Source organism: Stutzerimonas stutzeri, assembly GCF_000952685.1.
Lineage (GTDB): Bacteria > Pseudomonadota > Gammaproteobacteria > Pseudomonadales > Pseudomonadaceae > Stutzerimonas > Stutzerimonas stutzeri_E.
This window is the reverse complement of sequence record NZ_JYHV01000004.1, coordinates 51,290-69,042: the sequence shown is the minus strand read 5'-3', so window position 1 is coordinate 69,042 and position 17,753 is coordinate 51,290. Positions and strand designations below refer to the sequence as shown.

Below are 17,753 nucleotides of genomic sequence, written 5' to 3'. Positions count from 1 at the left end.
TTCATTTAGAGGAGAAATGCATGGCCCGCTTAACCCTGGATGAAGTACGCGATCTGGCGCAGCGCATCCTGCGCCAGCACGGGTTCGCCGAAGCCTATGTCGAGGCCATCGCCGAAAGCATGGTCGCGGCGGAACGCGACGAGTGCAAATCCCATGGCATCTATCGCCTGCTGGGCTGCATCGCGACGCTGAAAGCCGGCAAGGTAGTTCCCGATGCGGTACCCGAGGTCGTCGATCACGCGCCGTCCGTGGTGCGTGTGGACGCCAGGGGCGGCTTCGCCCAGGTGCCGTTCCAAGCCGGCTTGCCCCTGCTGCTCGACAAGGCGCGGCAACAGGGCATCGCTTTGCTGGCCATCAACCACTGCGTGCATTTCTCGGCGCTCTGGTCGGAAATGGAGACGCTGACCGCAGCCGGGCTGGTGGCCCTGGCCTGTACACCGAGCCACGCCTGGGTCGCGCCTGCCGGTGGCAGCCGACCGGTATTCGGCACCAATCCGATCGCTTTCGGTTGGCCACGCGCCGGAAAGCTACCGTTCATCTTCGACTTCGCCACCAGCGCCGTGGCGCGCGGCGAGATCGAGCTGCATCGCCGCGCTGACAATCCGATCCCCGAGGGTTGGGGAATAGACGCCCAAGGCAACCCCACCACCGACGCCGCACAGGCACTCAACGGCGCCATGCTGACCTTCGGTGGCCACAAGGGCTCGGCCCTGGCGGCTATGGTCGAGCTGCTCGCCGGTCCGCTGATCGGCGACATGACCAGCCAGGAATCGCTGACCTACGATGCCGGCACCAAATCGGCGCCCTATGGCGGTGAGCTGATCATCGTCATCGACCCCAAGCGAATCCTCGGCGATGCCGCTGATGAGCACCTGGCGCGTGCCGAGACGATGTTCGAGTCCATTCAAGGCCAGGGCGCCCGACTGCCGTCACAGCGGCGCTATGAGGCCCGCGAGCGGACGCTGCGCGATGGCGTGGACATACCCGACGCGCTGCACGCCGACCTCATGGCGTTACTGGAACAACCCGCATAAGCCGGCGCGGGCCACACCGGCGCTCAGGCCGGTGTGGCGCTCACTAGCGGCACTCTGCCGAGGACGACAGCTGCGGACCGGCAATCATCAGGTCGGGAAACTCCATCAGTTGCGCCTGCAGCTGGCGTTGCTCGTCATAGCTTTCGATGGCGCGGCGAAAATGCATGCGACGCTCGTCTTGCTGCTTGCGGCGGGCACGGGCGTCGAGGTTGACGTAGGTTTCGCGGTGCTGGGCCATGCGGGTCTCCCGAGAAAGGTGCTGGGAGGCTCAGCATCGGCGCCATGGGTGACGCTATAAGGTCAGGCTGATGACACTGCGATGACGACCGGTGCGGCGCCAGCCACTCAATCTTCGTGAGGTTTCACCGACTTGGGCGACAGACGCAGGCTGCGCAGGCTGCGCTTGACGCTCTTCAGGTGGTTCACCAAGCTCGGCCCACGGGCCATGGCGACGCCCATCGCCAGCACGTCGATGACTACCAGATGGGCGATGCGTGAGGTCAGCGGCGTGTAGATTTCGGTGTCTTCCTGGACGTCGATGGCCAGGTTGATGGTGGCGAGTTCGGCCAGCGGTGTCTGGCTCGGACAGAGCGTGATCAGCGTGGCGCCGGACTCGCGCACCACATTGGCGGTGATTAGCAGGTCCTTGGAGCGCCCCGACTGGGAAATGCAGATCGCCACGTCGGTGGGCTTCAAGGTGACAGCCGACATCGCCTGCATGTGCGGATCGGAATAGGCCGCCGCGCTGAGCAGCAGGCGAAAGAACTTGTGCTGGGCATCGGTGGCCACCGCGCCGGACGCGCCGAAACCGTAGAACTCCACCCGCTCCGCTTTGGCCATGGCGGCGACCGCACGCTCCAACGCATCGGAGTCGAGCTTTTCGCGCACTTCCATCAGCGTATGCAAGGTGGTGTCGAAGATTTTCAGCGCGAAGTCAGTGACCGAATCATTCTCACTGATGGCGAACTGGCCGAAGCTGGCGCCGGCAGCGAGGCTCTGCGCCAGTTTCAGCTTCAGATCCTGGAAACCCAGGCAACCAATGGCGCGGCAGAAACGCACAATGGTCGGCTCGCTGACCCCCACCACATGGGCCAGGTCGGCCATCGAGCTGTGCATCACGGCGGCTGGATCGAGGAGCACATGGTCGGCCACCTTCAGCTCCGACTTGCGTAGCGAACTTCTCGATTGAGCGATGTGTTGCAGCAGGTTCACGTTCCGGACTCGCTATGATCAATACCTGGCAAGAGGGGCCGAACGCTGCGGGTGCGCTCGCATCCATTCTTGCCGGCTGGGTGTAGTGGGCTTGTAGTTATACTACAAGCCTTGCAGCATCGCCCACCTTTGAGTCTGTCCACCTTCTAGGAGTGACGCTGTGTCTATTTCCTGCGACATGCTGGTATTTGGCGGTACCGGCGATCTGGCGCTACACAAACTCATCCCTGCGCTCTACCACCTGCACCGTGAAAAGCGATTGCACGACGACGTGCGCATCCTCGCGATCTCCCGTCAGGACATCGACCGCAACACCTATCTGAGCCTGGCCGAGCGTCATTGCCGCGCGGAAATCGCACGCACCGATTTCGAGGCCGACGTCTGGCAAGCGTTCAGCCGACGGCTCGACTACTTCGCCATGGACGCGTCCCAGCGAGGCGAATTCATCGGCCTCGCGCATCACCTCGGTCAAGCCGAGGGACGCGTGCGGGTGCATTACCTGGCCACCGCACCAAGGCTGTTCGAGCCCATTGCCTCCAATCTGGAAAGCGCAGGTCTTGCCGGGGAAGACGCGCGCATCGTGTTGGAAAAGCCAATCGGTCATTCGCTGGATTCCGCGCTGGAAATCAACGAGGCGATCGGCGCGGTGTTTCCCGAATCGCGGATCTACCGGATCGATCATTATCTGGGCAAGGAAACCGTACAGAACCTTATGGCGCTGCGCTTCGCCAACGCGTTGTTCGAGCCGATCTGGCGCAGCGGCCATATCGACCATGTGCAGATCACCGTGGCCGAAACTCTCGGCGTCGAGAACCGCGGCAGCTACTACGACCACGCCGGCGCCATGCGCGACATGCTGCAGAATCATCTGCTACAGCTGCTCTGCCTGGTTGCGATGGAGGCGCCGGTGCGGTTCGATGCCAAGTCGATACGTGGCGAGAAGGTAAAGATTCTCGAAGCCCTCAAGCCGATCACCAGCGACGACGTGCAGGACAAGACCGTGCGCGGGCAATACGGCGCCGGACGCATCGGCGGCCACGATGTGCAGGCCTATTACTTCGAAAACGATGTCGACAACGACAGCGACACCGAGACCTTCGTCGCGGTGAAGGCCGAGATCGACAACTGGCGCTGGGCCGGCGTGCCCTTCTATCTACGCACCGGCAAACGCATGGCGCGCAAGCGCTCGGAGATCATCATCACCTTCAAGCAGGTTCCGCACATGCTCTTTACCAAGGGCGAGGTGAACCGCCTGGTGATCAGCCTGCAACCCGAAGAAAGCATCAGCCTGCAGGTGATGGCCAAGGCACCAGGCAAGGGCATGCAACTGGAGCCCGTCGAGCTGGACCTCAACCTCGCCAATGCCTTCAGCAAGACCCGCCGCTGGGAGGCTTACGAGCGGCTGCTGCTGGATGTCATCGAAGGCGACTCGACGCTGTTCATGCGCCGCGACGAAGTGGAAGCCGCCTGGAATTGGGTCGATCCGATCCTGCGTGGCTGGCACAGCCACTACCGCAAACCGAGGCCCTATCCGGCCGGCACCGACGGCCCGGACCAGGCGCACCAGTTGATCGAGCACCAAGGCCGGCAGTGGTGGCGTTGAGGCACCTTTCCGGGCGCGCCATCAGCGGCGCCCGGAACAGTTGCAGCACGCGGCACAGAGCGGCTTGCGGCTTATCGAGATAACTAACTCAGCCGCCGCCCATCAACTACCAGAACAACTTGATCGAACCCGCTCAATTCAATTCGCCACAAAAATTTCATTGAACGCGACGAAGTCGTCAATCTTCCCGGAACATATCGCCGATATTCGCGCTGAATATCTCTGGGCGAACACGATAGTGCAGCGGCCGAATCTCGAGCGTTTCGCAGCGCAACTTCCGTTACATCTCTTCCGGCCTGCATCGGTGCCAGACGGCGGCACCAGCGGCGGCATGGATTTTCGCTACAGCCCTTGATTTCGCTGGCTTACACGGAAACTCTCGGCGGCCGCAGGATACCCACTGAAAGCAGGCCAGCGGGGCCCGAAATGCACGTTGATTCTTCAGCTCAACTCACAGAAGATATCTGCCGTGATATTTAGCCGAATTCGGCTCGCACTCCTCGGCCTCGTCAAAAAGTTCAGATTGCTCGATAAGCGGCGAACTTCCGCCATATCAACGACGAATCCAGGCCAATGAAAGGCAGCTCGGGTTGAGATTAAATTTTTGATGTGTTTATTCTAATAAAGGATTCAATCAACAACCCCAAAGGATTTGTTTTGAGTGTTCCTACCGTAACGCTCCGTCGCCCAACCGACGGCGACGGTTCTGCCCTCCATGATCTGGTAGCACGCTGCCAGCCTCTGGATACCAACTCGGTGTACTGCAACCTGCTGCAGTGTTCCGACTTCGCCGACACCTCCATCGCGGCCGAAAACGCAAACGGCCAGTTGGTAGGTTTCATTTCCGGTTATCGCCCTCCCGCTCGCCCCGACACGCTGTTCGTCTGGCAAGTCGCGGTAGACGCTTCGATGCGGGGCCAGGGTCTGGCACTGCGCATGCTGATGGCCCTGGTCACTCGGGTCGCCAGAGAACAGGGCGTCCGTCACCTGGAAACGACCATCTCGCCTGACAACGGCGCCTCGCAGGCGTTGTTCAAGAAGGCTTTCGCTCAACTGGAGACCGACTACAGCACTCGCACGCTGTTCTCTCGGGCCAAGCACTTCGCCGGGCAACACGAAGACGAAGAGCTTTATCGGGCGGGTCCGTTCGACGCCACCGACTCCAGACAACGAATCAAAGGAAACCCTATGCAAACGTTCGAACTGCACGAATCCGGTGTCCGTAGTTATTGCCGCTCCTTCCCCGTGGTCTTCAAGCAGGCCCGCGGCGCAGAACTGATCACCCGTGAAGGCAAGCACTACATCGACTTCCTCGCCGGAGCCGGCACGCTCAACTACGGCCATAACCATCCGGTACTGAAGCAGGCGCTGCTCGATTACATCGCCGCCGATGGCATCACCCACGGCCTGGACATGTATTCCGATGCGAAGGAGCGCTTCCTGTCGACCTTCGATCGGCTGATCCTCAAGCCGCGCAACATGGACTACGTCATGCAGTTCACCGGCCCGACCGGCACCAACGCGGTCGAGGCCGCGCTGAAGCTGGCGCGCAAGGTGACCGGCCGCAACAACGTGATCAGCTTCACCAACGGCTTCCACGGTTGCAGCATCGGCGCCCTCGCGGCGACCGGCAACAAGCATCACCGTGGCGCTGCCGGCGTTCCGCTGACCGACGTCAGCCGCATGCCGTACGCCAATTACTTCGGCGAGAAGGTCAACACCATCGGCATGATGGACAAGCTGCTTACAGACCCTTCCAGCGGCATCGACAAACCCGCCGCGGTGATCGTCGAAGTGGTCCAGGGCGAAGGCGGCCTCAACGCCGCGTCGGCCGAGTGGATCCGCAAGCTGGAAAAACTCTGCCGCAAGCACGAGATGCTGCTGATCATCGACGACATCCAGGCCGGCTGCGGGCGTACCGGTAGCTTCTTCAGCTTCGAAGAGATGGGCATCAAGCCGGACATGATCACGCTGTCCAAGTCCCTTTCGGGCTTCGGTCTGCCGTTCGCCATGGTGCTGCTGCGCAAGGAGCTGGACCAGTGGAAGCCGGGCGAGCACAACGGCACCTTCCGCGGCAACAACCACGCCTTCGTTACCGCTGCTGCGGCCATCGAGCACTTCTGGAGCGATGACCAGTTCGCCAAGAGCGTTCAGGCCAAGGGCAAGCGCATCGCCGATGGCATGCACAAGATCGTCCGCCGTTACGGCCCTGATTCGCTGTTCGTCAAAGGCCGCGGCATGATGATCGGCATCAGCTGCCCGGACGGCGAAACCGCCGCCGCCATCTGCCGCCACGCTTTCGAAAACGGCCTGGTGATCGAAACCAGCGGCGCCCACAGCGAAGTGGTCAAGTGCCTCTGCCCGCTGATCATCAGCGAAGAGCAGATCGACAAGGCCATGAGCATTCTGGACAAGGCGTTTGCCGCCGTGATGTCCGAACAGGACAACAATCAGGCTGCCTCTTAAGGAATCGAAAATATGATCGTACGTACCCTGGCTGACTGCGAGCAGTCCAACCGCAAGATCAAGACCGAGACTTGGGACAGCACCCGCATGTTGCTCAAGGATGACAAGATGGGCTTCTCGTTCCACATCACCACCATCTATGCCAACACCGAAACGCATATCCACTACCAGAACCATCTGGAGTCGGTGTATTGCATCAGCGGTAACGGTGAGGTCGAAACCATCGCCGACGGCAAGATCTACAAGATCGAGCCCGGCACCCTGTACATCCTCGACAAGCACGACGAGCACCTACTGCGCGGCGGCAGCGAGGACATGAAGATGGCCTGCGTGTTCAACCCGCCACTCAATGGCAAGGAAGTACACGACGAGAGCGGTGTCTATCCGCTTGAGGCCGAAACCGTTTGAGCGGGCAGCGGGGCGGGCTGAGCCCGCCCCGCTGCCTCCCGAAGGCATCGAAAGGAGAGCTAACGTGAACCCCGCACAAGCCGACCTGTACCCTTCACGCCAGCAAGACGAGCCCAGCTGGCAGGAGCGTCTGGATCCGGTTGTCTACCGCAACGACCTGGCCAATGCGCCCCTCTCGCCGGAGCAGATCGAGCGCTACGAGCGTGACGGCTATCTGGTCGTCCCCAATCTGTTCAGCGCTGAAGAAGTCGCAGTCTTTCGCGAAGAACTCGAACGCATGCGTCTGGACCCGGCGGTCGCCGAGTCCGGCAAGACCATCAAGGAACCCGACAGCGGCGCGATTCGCTCGGTGTTCGCCATCCACAAGGACAACCCGCTGTTCGCCCGGATCGCCGCAGACGAGCGCACGGCCGGCATCGCCAGTTTCATTCTTGGCGGTGACCTTTATGTCCACCAGTCGCGGATGAACTTCAAGCCGGGCTTCACCGGTAAGGAGTTCTACTGGCATTCGGATTTCGAGACCTGGCACATCGAAGACGGCCTGCCGCGCATGCGCACGCTGAGCTGCTCGATCCTGCTGACCGACAACGAGCCGCACAACGGTCCGCTGATGCTGGTACCGGGATCGCACAAGCACTACATCCGCTGTGTTGGCGCGACGCCGGAGAACCACTACGAGAAGTCGCTGCGCAAGCAGGAGTTCGGTGTACCGGACCACGACAGCCTGACCCGTCTCGCGGACCGTTATGGCATCGACACCGCCACCGGCCCGGCAGGCAGCGTAGTGTTCTTCGACTGCAACACCATGCACGGCTCGAACAGCAACATCACACCCAGTGCGCGCAGCAATCTGTTCTACGTCTACAACCACGTGGATAATGCCGCGCAGGCCCCGTTCTGTGGGCTTTCGCCCCGTCCGGAGTTTGTCGCCGAACGCGAGCGTTTCGAGCCGTTGCACATCCAGAAACAGAAGTATCTCTGACATCCAGGCGGTTAGAAACGTCAGCGAGGCAGCCAAGACAAGGCAGGAATCGCTGAGAAAAGGACCGGGCTCGCGCTCGGGTTTAGAGCTGTAAATGGACATTTCGAAGCGATTCCTAACGCCGTATTGGCGCGGCCGGCTAGGCAACGCAGGTAGTTTTTAACGGCTGGATCTCATCAGGCCCGACTATGGGTCTGATCTTTGTTGGCGGCCAGATGGCGGCCCAGGGATGAAAATTCACCCCCAAGACGGGAAGTTGAATCGATGCATACCGTAGAAAAAATCGGCGGCACATCCATGAGCCGCTTCGACGAGCTGCTGAACAATATCTTCATCGGCGGGCGCGAAGGCGATGCGCTCTATCAGCGCGTCTTCGTCGTCTCGGCCTACAGCGGCATGACCAATCTGCTGCTGGAACACAAGAAAACCGGCGAGCCGGGTGTCTACCAACGCTTCGCCGATGCTCGCAGCGAAGGGGCCTGGCTCGACGCGCTGGAAACCATCCGCGAGCGCATGGTCGGCAAGAACGCCGAACTGTTCGCCAGCGAATTCGAGCTGCGTGCCGCCAACCAGTTCATCAACTCGCGCATCGACGATGCCCGCGAATGCATGAGCAGCCTGCAGCGCCTGTGCGCCTATGGTCATTTCCAGCTCGACGAGCATCTGATGAAGGTCCGCGAGATGCTCGCCTCCCTCGGCGAAGCGCACTCAGCCTTCAATTCTGTATTGGCGCTCAAGCACCGCGGCGTCAACGCCAAGATGGTCGATCTGACCGGCTGGCATCGCGATGCACCGCTGCCGTTCGAAGAGATGGTGCGCCACAGCTTCGCCGAGGTGGACCTGTCTCGCGAACTGGTAGTCGCCACCGGCTATACGCACTGCAGCGAAGGGCTGATGAACACCTTCGATCGCGGCTACAGCGAGATCACCTTTGCGCAGATAGCCGCCGCTACCGGAGCCCGCGAGGCGATCATCCACAAGGAATTCCACCTCTCCAGTGCTGACCCGAATCTGGTCGGTGCCGACAAGGTGGTCACCATCGGCCGCACCAACTACGACGTGGCCGACCAGTTGTCGAACCTGGGCATGGAGGCGATCCATCCGCGTGCGGCCAAGACGCTGCGCCGTGCTGGGATCGAACTGCGCATCAAGAATGCCTTCGAGCCGGAACACGCCGGCACCCTCATCAGCCAGGACTACAAGAGCGAGCGGCCCTGCGTCGAGATCATCGCCGGGCGCAAGGATGTCTTCGGCATCGAGGTGTTCGACCAGGACATGCTCGGTGACATCGGCTACGACATCGAGATCAGCAAGCTGCTCAAGCAGCTGCGTCTCTACGTGGTCAACAAGGACTCGGATGCCAACAGCATCACCTACTACGCATCGGGCTCGCGCAAGCTGATCAACCGCGCCGCACGGCTGATCGAGGAAAAGTACCCGGCTGCTGAGGTTACGGTACACAACGTTGCCATCGTCTCGGCGATCGGTTCCGACCTCAAGGTCAAGGGCATCCTCGCCAAAACCGTCGCGGCCCTGGCCGGTGCCGGCATCAGCATCCAGGCGGTGCACCAGTCGATTCGTCAGGTGGAGATGCAGTGCGTGGTCAACGAGGAAGACTACGACGACGCGGTCGCTGCGCTGCACCGCGCACTGATCGAGCCGGAAAACCACGGCGACGTGATCGCCGCTGCATAGCGCACCGCGACAGCACGCCACGAACCGCCGGACCCGGCTCTGCTAGGTCCGGCGGTTTGCTGTCTGCCAGTCGAGCGCGTCGGACATTGCGCGGCGCCGATACCAAGCGGCGAAGAACACCAGTGCCAACAGCAACTCGGCCAGGTCGCCGCCGTAATACATCAGCTGGGCAGCGGCCTCGATCTGCGCCAGATCGTGTGCCGAGTCACGTGGAAAGCCGTAGGCGTACATCAACTTGCCGAGCACGGCATGAGCGGCGATGGCAACGAACAGCACCCCTAACCGCAGCCACATACCAGGCCGATGGGGCGCGGGATCCGGCCCGGCAATCGACCAGCTGAACAGGTAGCCGGCCAGGACGAAATGCAGCTGCAGCCAGACATGCAGCAGTGGCTGATTGAAGCTCAGCTGATACAGCGGCGTCAGATACAGCACATAGAGCCCGCCGATATCCAATAGCAGCGCCGTAACCGGATGGCTCATGCAGCGCACCAACGGGCTACCCGCGATATCGGTGAGGCGCCGTGCGGTGACCACCGGCACGCTACGCAACAATAGCGTACCGGGCGCACCGAGCATCAACGCGAGGGGTGCGAACATGCCCAGCAACAGGTGTTGAGCCATGTGCCCGCGTAGGTCGGCATGGCCCCATTCGACCATGGGTGGCGACAATGCCAGCACCAGCAAACCACAGCCAAACGAAAAACTTACCAGCCGCCAGCAGTGCCAGGCCTTGCGACGTCTGCGCTGCGCACGCACACCGAGCACATAGGCGAACCACAGGCTCAGGGTGAGTAAGACCAGCAGGAAGGTTCCGGCCAGCGTCAGCAGATGGGCCTGGTGAGACATCGCCTATCCGCCCCGCAGTGGCACGGCTCGGCCGGGCCCGAGCTGTCGCGAGATGATGAAGCCAATCACCAGAAGCACGACACCGAAGCCGTTCCAGGCCAGGTCATAGAGCCAGAGCTCATCGACATAACGCACCTGATGCAGGCGCAACAGCTTGTGGTTGACGATGCCGTCGAACAGCTGAAACCCGCCGGCACCGAACAACAGCCCGGCCCATGCGGCCCGCTGCGACACGGATCGCTGACGGCTCAGGCGCATGAACAGATAGGCGCCTGCCGCCAGCATGAGCAACTCGGCGGCGTGAAGCAGCCCATCGGATAGCAGCGCGATGGCGAGCGTGGATCGGTCGAAGAAATGGTGCCAGGCAAGAAGTTGATGAAAGACGATCTCGTCGACCGCCGCCATCAAACCGATCCCGCAGAAGATCGTCGAGATCAGGCTACCTCTGGCATCGACGGGGGTGTCGCTCACGATGGCCTCCGGGAGTTGACGGTTGGTTTGCATGCAACTCGGTACGCTCGATCAAGCCCTTTAGTGAGTGACTGGGGGCGGCTACAGGAGTTCGCCACTCACTTGATCCAACCGGGCGAAACGCAGCTGCCGGTTCAGTAGAATCCACCTACTTTTCTTGTTGATATACCGAGCCACCGCACCATGACCCAGCCCGAACTGCTGTCGCCTGCCGGCACCCTCAAATCCATGCGTTACGCCTTCGCCTACGGTGCCGATGCCGTCTATGCCGGCCAACCGCGCTACAGCCTGCGCGTGCGCAACAACGAGTTCGACCACGCCAATCTGCGCCTGGGCATCGAGGAGGCCCATTCCCAAGGCAAGCAGTTCTACGTGGTGGTCAACATCGCTCCGCACAACGCCAAGCTGAAAACGTTCATCAAGGATTTGGAGCCGGTGATCGCCATGGGCCCGGATGCGCTGATCATGTCCGACCCCGGCCTGATCATGCTGGTCCGCCAGAACTTTCCGGAGATGACCATTCACCTCTCGGTGCAGGCTAACGCGGTGAACTGGGCGAGCGTCGAGTTCTGGCGCCAGCAGGGCCTGACCCGCGCCATCCTCTCGCGCGAGTTGTCGCTGGAAGAGATCGGCAAGATTCGCGAAAAGGTGCCGGGCATGGAGCTGGAGGTCTTCGTCCACGGCGCGCTGTGCATGGCCTATTCTGGACGCTGCCTCCTCTCGGGCTACATCAACAAACGCGATCCCAACCAAGGCTCCTGCACCAACGCCTGCCGCTGGCAGTACAAGGCACACGAGGGCAAGGAAGACGAGCTGGGCAACATCGTCCAGCAGTACCAGCCGATCCCGGTGCAGCAGCTCGGCGCAGGCGGCATCCAGCCGACCTTGGGCGCTGGCGCGCCGACCGATCAGGTGTTCCTGCTCGAAGACAGCAGCCGCCCCGGCGAGTTGATGGAGGCCTTCGAAGACGAGCACGGCACCTACATCATGAACTCCAAGGATCTGCGCGCCGTGCAGCACGTCGAGCGACTGGTGCAGATGGGCGTGCATTCGCTGAAGATCGAAGGTCGCACCAAGTCCCACTACTACGTCGCGCGCACCGCGCAGGTCTACCGCAAGGCCATCGACGACGCGGTGGCCGGACGGCCATTCGACAAGTCGCTGATGGACACCCTGGAGTCCCTGGCCCACCGCGGCTACACCGAGGGCTTTCTGCGCCGTCACGTGCATGATGAATACCAGAACTACGAACGTGGCTTCTCGCTTTCCGATCGCCAGCAGTTCGTTGGCGAGTTGACCGGCGAACGGCGCAACGGGCTCGCCGAGGTCATCGTCAAGAACCGCTTCGCCGTCGGCGACCGCCTGGAGTTGATGACTCCGCAGGGCAATCTGAACCTCCGCCTGGAAGCGCTGGAAAACAAGCGGGGTGAGCGCGCCGAGGTGGCACCTGGAGACGGCCATGTGCTCTATCTACCCGTACCGGAAAGCGTCGACCTGCAGCATGCGCTGCTGATGCGTGAGCTGGACGGCGACACGACTCGCGGCTAATCGGGAAGACGCGGTTTATGGACCGTTGGCTGCCGCAGGATGGGCGTTCACCCACGCTTTTCGTTGAGTAGCCCAATCGCTGTGAGATCGAAGCGGAACGCCGCCCGGCCGCCCGACCAGACTGAGAGCGGTCTCGCTTCCAGCTTTTTTTTTCAAGCCAGCAGTTTGACGAACTCGCCAGCCGGAACCGGCCGACTGATCAGGTAGCCCTGGACTTCGTCGCACTGATGCGCCTTGAGAAAGTCCATCTGCTCCTGGGTTTCCACACCCTCGGCCACCACCTTCAGTTCCAGGCTATGAACCATGGCGATGATGGCGCGGACGATAGCGGAGTCTTCGCCAAACTGATCGAGCTCCGAGATGAACGACCGGTCGATCTTGACGAAGTCCACCGGGAAGCGCTTCAGGTAGCTGAGCGAGGAGTAGCCAGTACCGAAATCGTCGATCGCCAGTTTCACGCCCAGTGCGCGCAGCTGATGACTGATGCTGACGGCATTGTCGACGTCATCGAGCAACTGGCTTTCGGTCAGTTCCAGTTCCAGCCGGTCCGCCGGCAGGCCGGTCTCCTCCAGCACCTGACGCACCAGACTGACCAGATTCCCCTGGCGCAGCTGTTTGACCGAAAGGTTTACCGAGACCCGGATCGCCGCCAGTCCATCCAGCTGCCATTGCCGGGCTTGCCGGCAGGCCTCACGCAGGACGAACTCGCCCAACGGGATGATCAGGCCGGTCTCTTCAGCCAGCGGGATGAAGGAACCCGGCGCCATCAAGCCCTGCTGTGGATGCCGCCAACGCACCAGCGCCTCGGCAGCGTCAAGGCGATCATCCACCACGTCCAACCGCGGCTGGTAGAAGACTTCCAGCTGCCCCTCGTCGAGCGCGCGACGTAACTGATTTTCCAGCTGCAGGTTTTCCAGACTGGAGGTCTGCAAGCGCTCGGTGAAGAACTGCAGCGTGTTGCCGCCCAGGTGTTTGGCATGCTGCATCGCCATGTTCGCCTGTAGCAGCAGCGAGGTAGCTTCGCGAGCATTGTCGGGCATCAAGCTGACGCCGACGGACGCACTGACCACCAGCTCCTGGCCATCGACAAGCACCGGCTTGCTGATGCGCGACAGCAATCGGCTGCCGCTGTGCGCCAAAGTCGACAGGCTGCCATAGCCCTCGAGCACGACCACGAACTCATCGCCAGACAGCCGCGCGATGGTGTCAGCATCGGAGAAGGTGTGCGACAAGCGGCGGGACACTTCGCGCAGTAGCTGATCAGCCGCTTCGTGCCCCAGGCTCTGGTTGAGCAGCTTGAAACGGTCGAGGTCGATGTAGAGCACCGCCAGGCCGCGATTGCTGTTGCGCGCACGCTCGCAGGCTGCGTGCAGACGGGCCTTGAGCATGCCGCGATTGGCCAGTCCGGTGAGTTCGTCGAAGTGCGTCAGATAGCGCAGACGCTCCTCTACCTGCCGTCGGACGCCGATGTCCGAAACGAATGCCACCACGTTGCTGATGCGGCCTCGGCTATCACGAACCACCTGCAGCTGGGCCCATTGCGGATAGACCTCGCCGTTCTTGCGGGTCTCGATCAACTCGCCCTGCCAGCATCCGTCCTGCTCCAGCGACTCGCGAATTGACGCGTACTGCTGACGGCTGTCCTCTGAACTGGCCAAGCGGGCGACGCTGCGCCCGATGAGCTCCTCACGCGTGTAACCGGACAACGCACAGCAGGCATTATTGACTGCCAGCACGCGGAACTCGGCATCCATGATTGCCATGCCCTCGCTCGCCGCCTCGAATACGGCAGCTGCCAGACGCTGTTGCTCAGCCTGCCGATGGGTTTCGCTGACATCCCGACGGGTGCCGATCATTCGCACCGCACGCCCCTTGGCGTCGCGTTCAATGACCCGACCGCGATCCTCCATCCACAGGCAGCTACCGTCCGGCCGCAGCGCCCGGTACTGAACCCTGTACAGCTCGGTTTCGCCCTTGAAGTGGGCAATGATTTCCTTGCGTACCCGCGGCAGGTCTTCGGGGTGAATCTCCGGCCGTTGCGGGTCAATCCGCCGCGCCGAATCGTTCTGGCCGATGCCGAACACCACTTCCATGCGCGAATGGTGCACCTCGCCCTGTTCGATATTCCAATCCCACAGTCCCAGCTCGCTAGCTTCGAGCGCCAGGGTCAGTCGCGCCTCGCTTTCACGCAGCTCAGCGGTGCGCTCGGCCACGCGTTGCTCAAGCCCGTCATAGGCTTCGCGCAATTGATCTTCGGCGTGTCGGCGCTGTTCTACTTCGCGCGCCAGCTCACCGTTCAGCTGGGTCGCTTCGCCGCGAATGTGTTGAAGGCGCGCGATCAGCAGTTGGTTTTGGCAGCGCTGACGCAGGCTCGCCGTCTGCAGGCGATTGGTCTGCCAAGCGATCATGCTCAGCATTGCCAGCACGATGACGGTCAGCACGCCCCAGCCCTGGCGCAGCGCCTGGCCACTACTCAGTAATACAAACGCGGCGGGCAGCAGGCTGGGGATGGTGAAAACCAGAAAGGCACGCAATGAAACGCCACTCGCGACGCTAGCGGCGATGATGACCGAGCCGACCGCACCATACAGTAGGGTCTGTTGAAGGAAATCGTCGTTGGGAATCAGTGCCACGATCGCGTAGCAGAGCGTGACCGCCGTAAAGGCACTGCCGAGCAAGAAATGTTGCCGCCATTGCGGACGCTGTTGATCGTCCGCCTCGGCCTTATCGAACGCGTACGCCTGATGCAATCGCAGCAACGCTAGCAACAGCGTCCAACCCGACCATAGCACCAGCTCCAGCGGCGGCGCCTCGTTCCACAGCAGCCCAGCGAAGGCCAGGCTGGCGAAAATCATCAACAACAGCGAGGCCCGGGAGCCCTGATAAAGCAGTCGCGTACGCTCAGTCCGTTGATCGAGGTCAGCGAGGTCGAGTACGGCCTGATTCTCCTTGGCCAGTGACACCGTTGGGGTTGATTGAGCGGAATCGATCATCATGCCGTCTTGTAATAGGGTGTCTGTAAGGGCGTCAAGGCGCTGCAGTCACCGACCGATGATGGCATGTTGCTAGTCCCTGCAATAGCCCGTTCCGACCAATGAACGAGAACCGCCGCTCACCTCGGCTTGAGAAAACGCAAAAACGAGGCAGACCGAATCCGAACCACCCCGCGCAAACCCACCCGCAGCCAACGCTCAAACGATCGTACCTCCGCGCCCGTCCGTTGCGCGAGCCAGCCGGGTCGGTTTACGGCTAGAATGCGCCGATGCATGACGATCTCTCCCTCCTCCTGAACTCCCTCAACGATGCCCAGCGCCAGGCCGTGGCCGCGCCGCTGGGTCGTCAACTGGTCCTCGCCGGTGCCGGCTCGGGTAAAACCCGCGTACTGGTGCACCGCATCGCCTGGCTACACCAGGTCGAACGGGCATCATTGCACTCGATCCTTTCGGTGACCTTTACCAACAAGGCCGCCGCCGAGATGCGCCAGCGCATCGAGCAGCTGATGAAGGTCAACCCACAAGGCATGTGGGTCGGTACCTTCCACGGGCTTGCACACCGTCTGCTGCGCGCGCATTGGCAGGAAGCGAAGCTGGCGCAGAACTTCCAGATCCTCGACTCCGACGACCAACAGCGCCTGGTCAAGCGAGTGATCCGCGAACTCGGCCTCGATGAACAACGCTGGCCGGCGCGCCAGGCCCAGTGGTGGATCAACGGGCAGAAGGACGAAGGCCTGCGGCCCAAGCACATCCAGCCCAGCGGCGACCTGTTCCTGGCCACCATGCTGAGCATCTACCAAGCTTACGAAGAGGCCTGTGCCCGCGCCGGCGTAATCGACTTCTCCGAGCTGCTGCTGCGCGCACTGGACCTGTGGCGGGACAATCCGGGGCTGCTCGACCACTATCAGCGGCGCTTCCGCCATATCCTGGTGGACGAGTTCCAGGACACCAATGCCGTGCAATACGCCTGGCTGCGCCTGCTGGCCAAGGGCGGCGAGAGCCTGATGGTGGTGGGCGACGATGACCAATCGATCTATGGCTGGCGCGGCGCGCGGGTGGAAAATCTGCACCAGTTCAGCGAAGACTTCCCGGATGCCGAAACCATCCGCCTGGAGCAGAACTACCGCTCCACCGCTTGTATCCTCAAGGCGGCCAACGCGCTGATCGCCAACAACCAGGGCCGCCTCGGCAAGGAACTCTGGACCGAGGGCTGCGAAGGCGAGCCGATCAGCCTCTACGCCGCCTTCAACGAGCACGACGAAGCGCGCTACGTGGTGGAAAGCATCGAGAGTGCGATCCGCAAGGAAGGTCTGGCACGTAGCGAGATCGCCATTCTCTACCGCTCCAATGCGCAGTCGCGGGTGCTCGAAGAAGCCCTGCTGCGCGAGCGAATCCCCTACCGGATCTATGGCGGCCAGCGCTTCTTCGAGCGTGCCGAGATCAAGAACGCCATGGCCTACCTGCGGCTGATCCAGACGCGCGACAACGACGCAGCGCTGGAGCGAGTGATCAACGTGCCGGCGCGTGGCATCGGTGAGAAGACCGTCGAAGCCCTGCGCCAGTTGGCCCGCCAGCAAAGCACCTCGATGTGGGCCGCGCTGCACCAGGCGGTCGGTACCAAAGTAGTCTCGGGCCGTGCGGCCAGCGCGCTGAACGGCTTCGTCGAACTGATCGACACCCTTGCCCTGAAGGTGGAGGGCATGCAGCTGCACAACATGGCGCAGCTGGTCATCGAACAATCCGGACTGCTCGCCTATCACCGTGACGAGAAAGGCGAAAAAGCCCAGGCACGGGTGGAGAACCTCGAGGAACTGGTTTCCGCCGCGCGTGCCTTCGACAACTACAGCGAAGACGAAGAGGACGAGCAGACGCCACTGGCCGCCTTCCTCGATCACGCCTCGCTGGAAGCCGGCGAGCAGCAGGCCGGCGATCACGAAGACAGCGTGCAGTTGATGACGCTGCATAGCGCCAAGGGACTGGAGTTCCCGCTGGTGTTCCTGGTTGGCATGGAAGAAGGGCTGTTTCCGCACAAGATGAGCCTGGAAGAACCCGGCCGTCTGGAAGAAGAACGCCGGCTGGCCTATGTCGGCATCACCCGCGCCATGCAGCAACTGATCATCACCTATGCTGAAACCCGGCGCTTGTACGGCAGCGAGACCTATAACAAGGTCTCGCGTTTCGTCCGCGAGCTGCCACCTGCACTGGTCAGCGAAGTGCGCCTGAGCAATACCGTCAGCCGCAGCTTCAACACCCGCGGCATGAGCGGTGGTTCGTTATTCGACGGCGCCAACGTGCCGGAAACCCCGTTCAACCTCGGTCAGCGTGTCCGCCATTCGCTGTTCGGCGAAGGCACCATCCTCAATTTCGAAGGTTCCGGCGCTCAGGCACGCGTCCAGGTGAATTTCGAAGACGAAGGAAGCAAGTGGTTGATGCTCAGTTATGCCAAACTGGAAGCGCTATGACGTATACGTCAACCTGTACCCATACTAATA

Annotated in this window: 14 protein-coding genes and 1 pseudogene; 10 read left to right on the top strand and 5 right to left on the bottom strand. The window is 61.8% G+C overall.

Going from position 1 to position 17,753, the window contains the following annotated elements; all coding sequences use genetic code 11:
* Positions 1 to 20: 20 nt before the first annotated feature.
* Entirely contained in the window at positions 21 to 1,034 is a 1,014-nt protein-coding gene (locus UF78_RS01140; protein WP_045160182.1) for an Ldh family oxidoreductase, read from the top strand.
* A gap of 43 nt (positions 1,035 to 1,077) precedes the next feature.
* Here UF78_RS01140 and UF78_RS01135 read toward each other — a convergent pair whose 3' ends face one another.
* Together UF78_RS01135 and hexR are read right to left on the bottom strand one after the other, a co-directional pair.
* Positions 1,078 to 1,272, bottom strand: coding sequence for a PA3496 family putative envelope integrity protein (locus tag UF78_RS01135; protein ID WP_045160180.1), 195 nt, complete (start codon positions 1,270 to 1,272; stop codon positions 1,078 to 1,080).
* Positions 1,273 to 1,379: 107 nt separating this feature from the next.
* The gene (gene hexR, locus UF78_RS01130; protein ID WP_045160179.1) at positions 1,380 to 2,246 is read right to left on the bottom strand and encodes a transcriptional regulator HexR; all 867 of its coding nucleotides are present in this window, start codon (positions 2,244 to 2,246) and stop codon (positions 1,380 to 1,382) included.
* 160 nt (positions 2,247 to 2,406) lie between these two features.
* Here hexR and zwf point away from each other — a divergent pair, with 160 nt between their 5' ends.
* The 7 genes and pseudogenes from zwf to UF78_RS01105 all read left to right on the top strand — a co-directional run bounded on the left by zwf (position 2,407) and on the right by UF78_RS01105 (position 9,400).
* Positions 2,407 to 3,849 (top strand): glucose-6-phosphate dehydrogenase, encoded by a 1,443-nt coding sequence (gene zwf, locus UF78_RS01125; protein WP_045160178.1) that lies wholly within the window; start codon positions 2,407 to 2,409, stop codon positions 3,847 to 3,849.
* Positions 3,850 to 3,913: 64 nt separating this feature from the next.
* A complete protein-coding gene (locus UF78_RS22810) occupies positions 3,914 to 4,204 on the top strand; it encodes a hypothetical protein (protein WP_155397581.1) in 291 nt (96 codons plus the stop codon).
* Between the two features lie 254 nt (positions 4,205 to 4,458).
* A pseudogene (gene ectA / locus UF78_RS23070) lies at positions 4,459 to 4,938 on the top strand (diaminobutyrate acetyltransferase); the annotation flags it as partial.
* Positions 4,939 to 5,037: 99 nt separating this feature from the next.
* Positions 5,038 to 6,315, top strand: coding sequence for a diaminobutyrate--2-oxoglutarate transaminase (ectB, locus tag UF78_RS01120; protein WP_045160339.1), 1,278 nt, complete (start codon positions 5,038 to 5,040; stop codon positions 6,313 to 6,315).
* A gap of 12 nt (positions 6,316 to 6,327) precedes the next feature.
* The gene (locus UF78_RS01115; RefSeq protein WP_045160177.1) at positions 6,328 to 6,723 is read left to right on the top strand and encodes an ectoine synthase; all 396 of its coding nucleotides are present in this window, start codon (positions 6,328 to 6,330) and stop codon (positions 6,721 to 6,723) included.
* 64 nt (positions 6,724 to 6,787) lie between these two features.
* Positions 6,788 to 7,705: an ectoine hydroxylase gene (gene thpD / locus UF78_RS01110; RefSeq protein WP_045160176.1), complete on the top strand. Its 918-nt coding sequence runs from the start codon at positions 6,788 to 6,790 to the stop codon at positions 7,703 to 7,705.
* A gap of 264 nt (positions 7,706 to 7,969) precedes the next feature.
* Positions 7,970 to 9,400 (top strand): aspartate kinase, encoded by a 1,431-nt coding sequence (locus UF78_RS01105; protein ID WP_045160175.1) that lies wholly within the window; start codon positions 7,970 to 7,972, stop codon positions 9,398 to 9,400.
* 42 nt (positions 9,401 to 9,442) lie between these two features.
* Here UF78_RS01105 and UF78_RS01100 read toward each other — a convergent pair whose 3' ends face one another.
* Together UF78_RS01100 and UF78_RS01095 are read right to left on the bottom strand one after the other, a co-directional pair.
* Positions 9,443 to 10,249 (bottom strand): cytochrome c oxidase assembly protein, encoded by an 807-nt coding sequence (locus tag UF78_RS01100; protein ID WP_052679262.1) that lies wholly within the window; start codon positions 10,247 to 10,249, stop codon positions 9,443 to 9,445.
* Positions 10,250 to 10,252: 3 nt separating this feature from the next.
* Positions 10,253 to 10,720: a DUF2243 domain-containing protein gene (locus tag UF78_RS01095; protein ID WP_045160337.1), complete on the bottom strand. Its 468-nt coding sequence runs from the start codon at positions 10,718 to 10,720 to the stop codon at positions 10,253 to 10,255.
* A gap of 183 nt (positions 10,721 to 10,903) precedes the next feature.
* On the opposite strand from UF78_RS01095, the gene yegQ reads away from it, so the two are divergent.
* Positions 10,904 to 12,268: a tRNA 5-hydroxyuridine modification protein YegQ gene (yegQ, locus tag UF78_RS01090; RefSeq protein ID WP_045160174.1), complete on the top strand. Its 1,365-nt coding sequence runs from the start codon at positions 10,904 to 10,906 to the stop codon at positions 12,266 to 12,268.
* 152 nt (positions 12,269 to 12,420) lie between these two features.
* On the opposite strand, the gene UF78_RS01085 is transcribed toward yegQ, so the two are convergent.
* The gene (locus UF78_RS01085; protein ID WP_045160173.1) at positions 12,421 to 15,261 is read right to left on the bottom strand and encodes a putative bifunctional diguanylate cyclase/phosphodiesterase; all 2,841 of its coding nucleotides are present in this window, start codon (positions 15,259 to 15,261) and stop codon (positions 12,421 to 12,423) included.
* A gap of 269 nt (positions 15,262 to 15,530) precedes the next feature.
* On the opposite strand from UF78_RS01085, the gene uvrD reads away from it, so the two are divergent.
* Positions 15,531 to 17,723, top strand: a complete 2,193-nt coding sequence (uvrD, locus tag UF78_RS01080) for a DNA helicase II (RefSeq protein WP_045160172.1) — start codon at positions 15,531 to 15,533, stop codon at positions 17,721 to 17,723.
* Positions 17,724 to 17,753 lie beyond the last annotated feature (30 nt).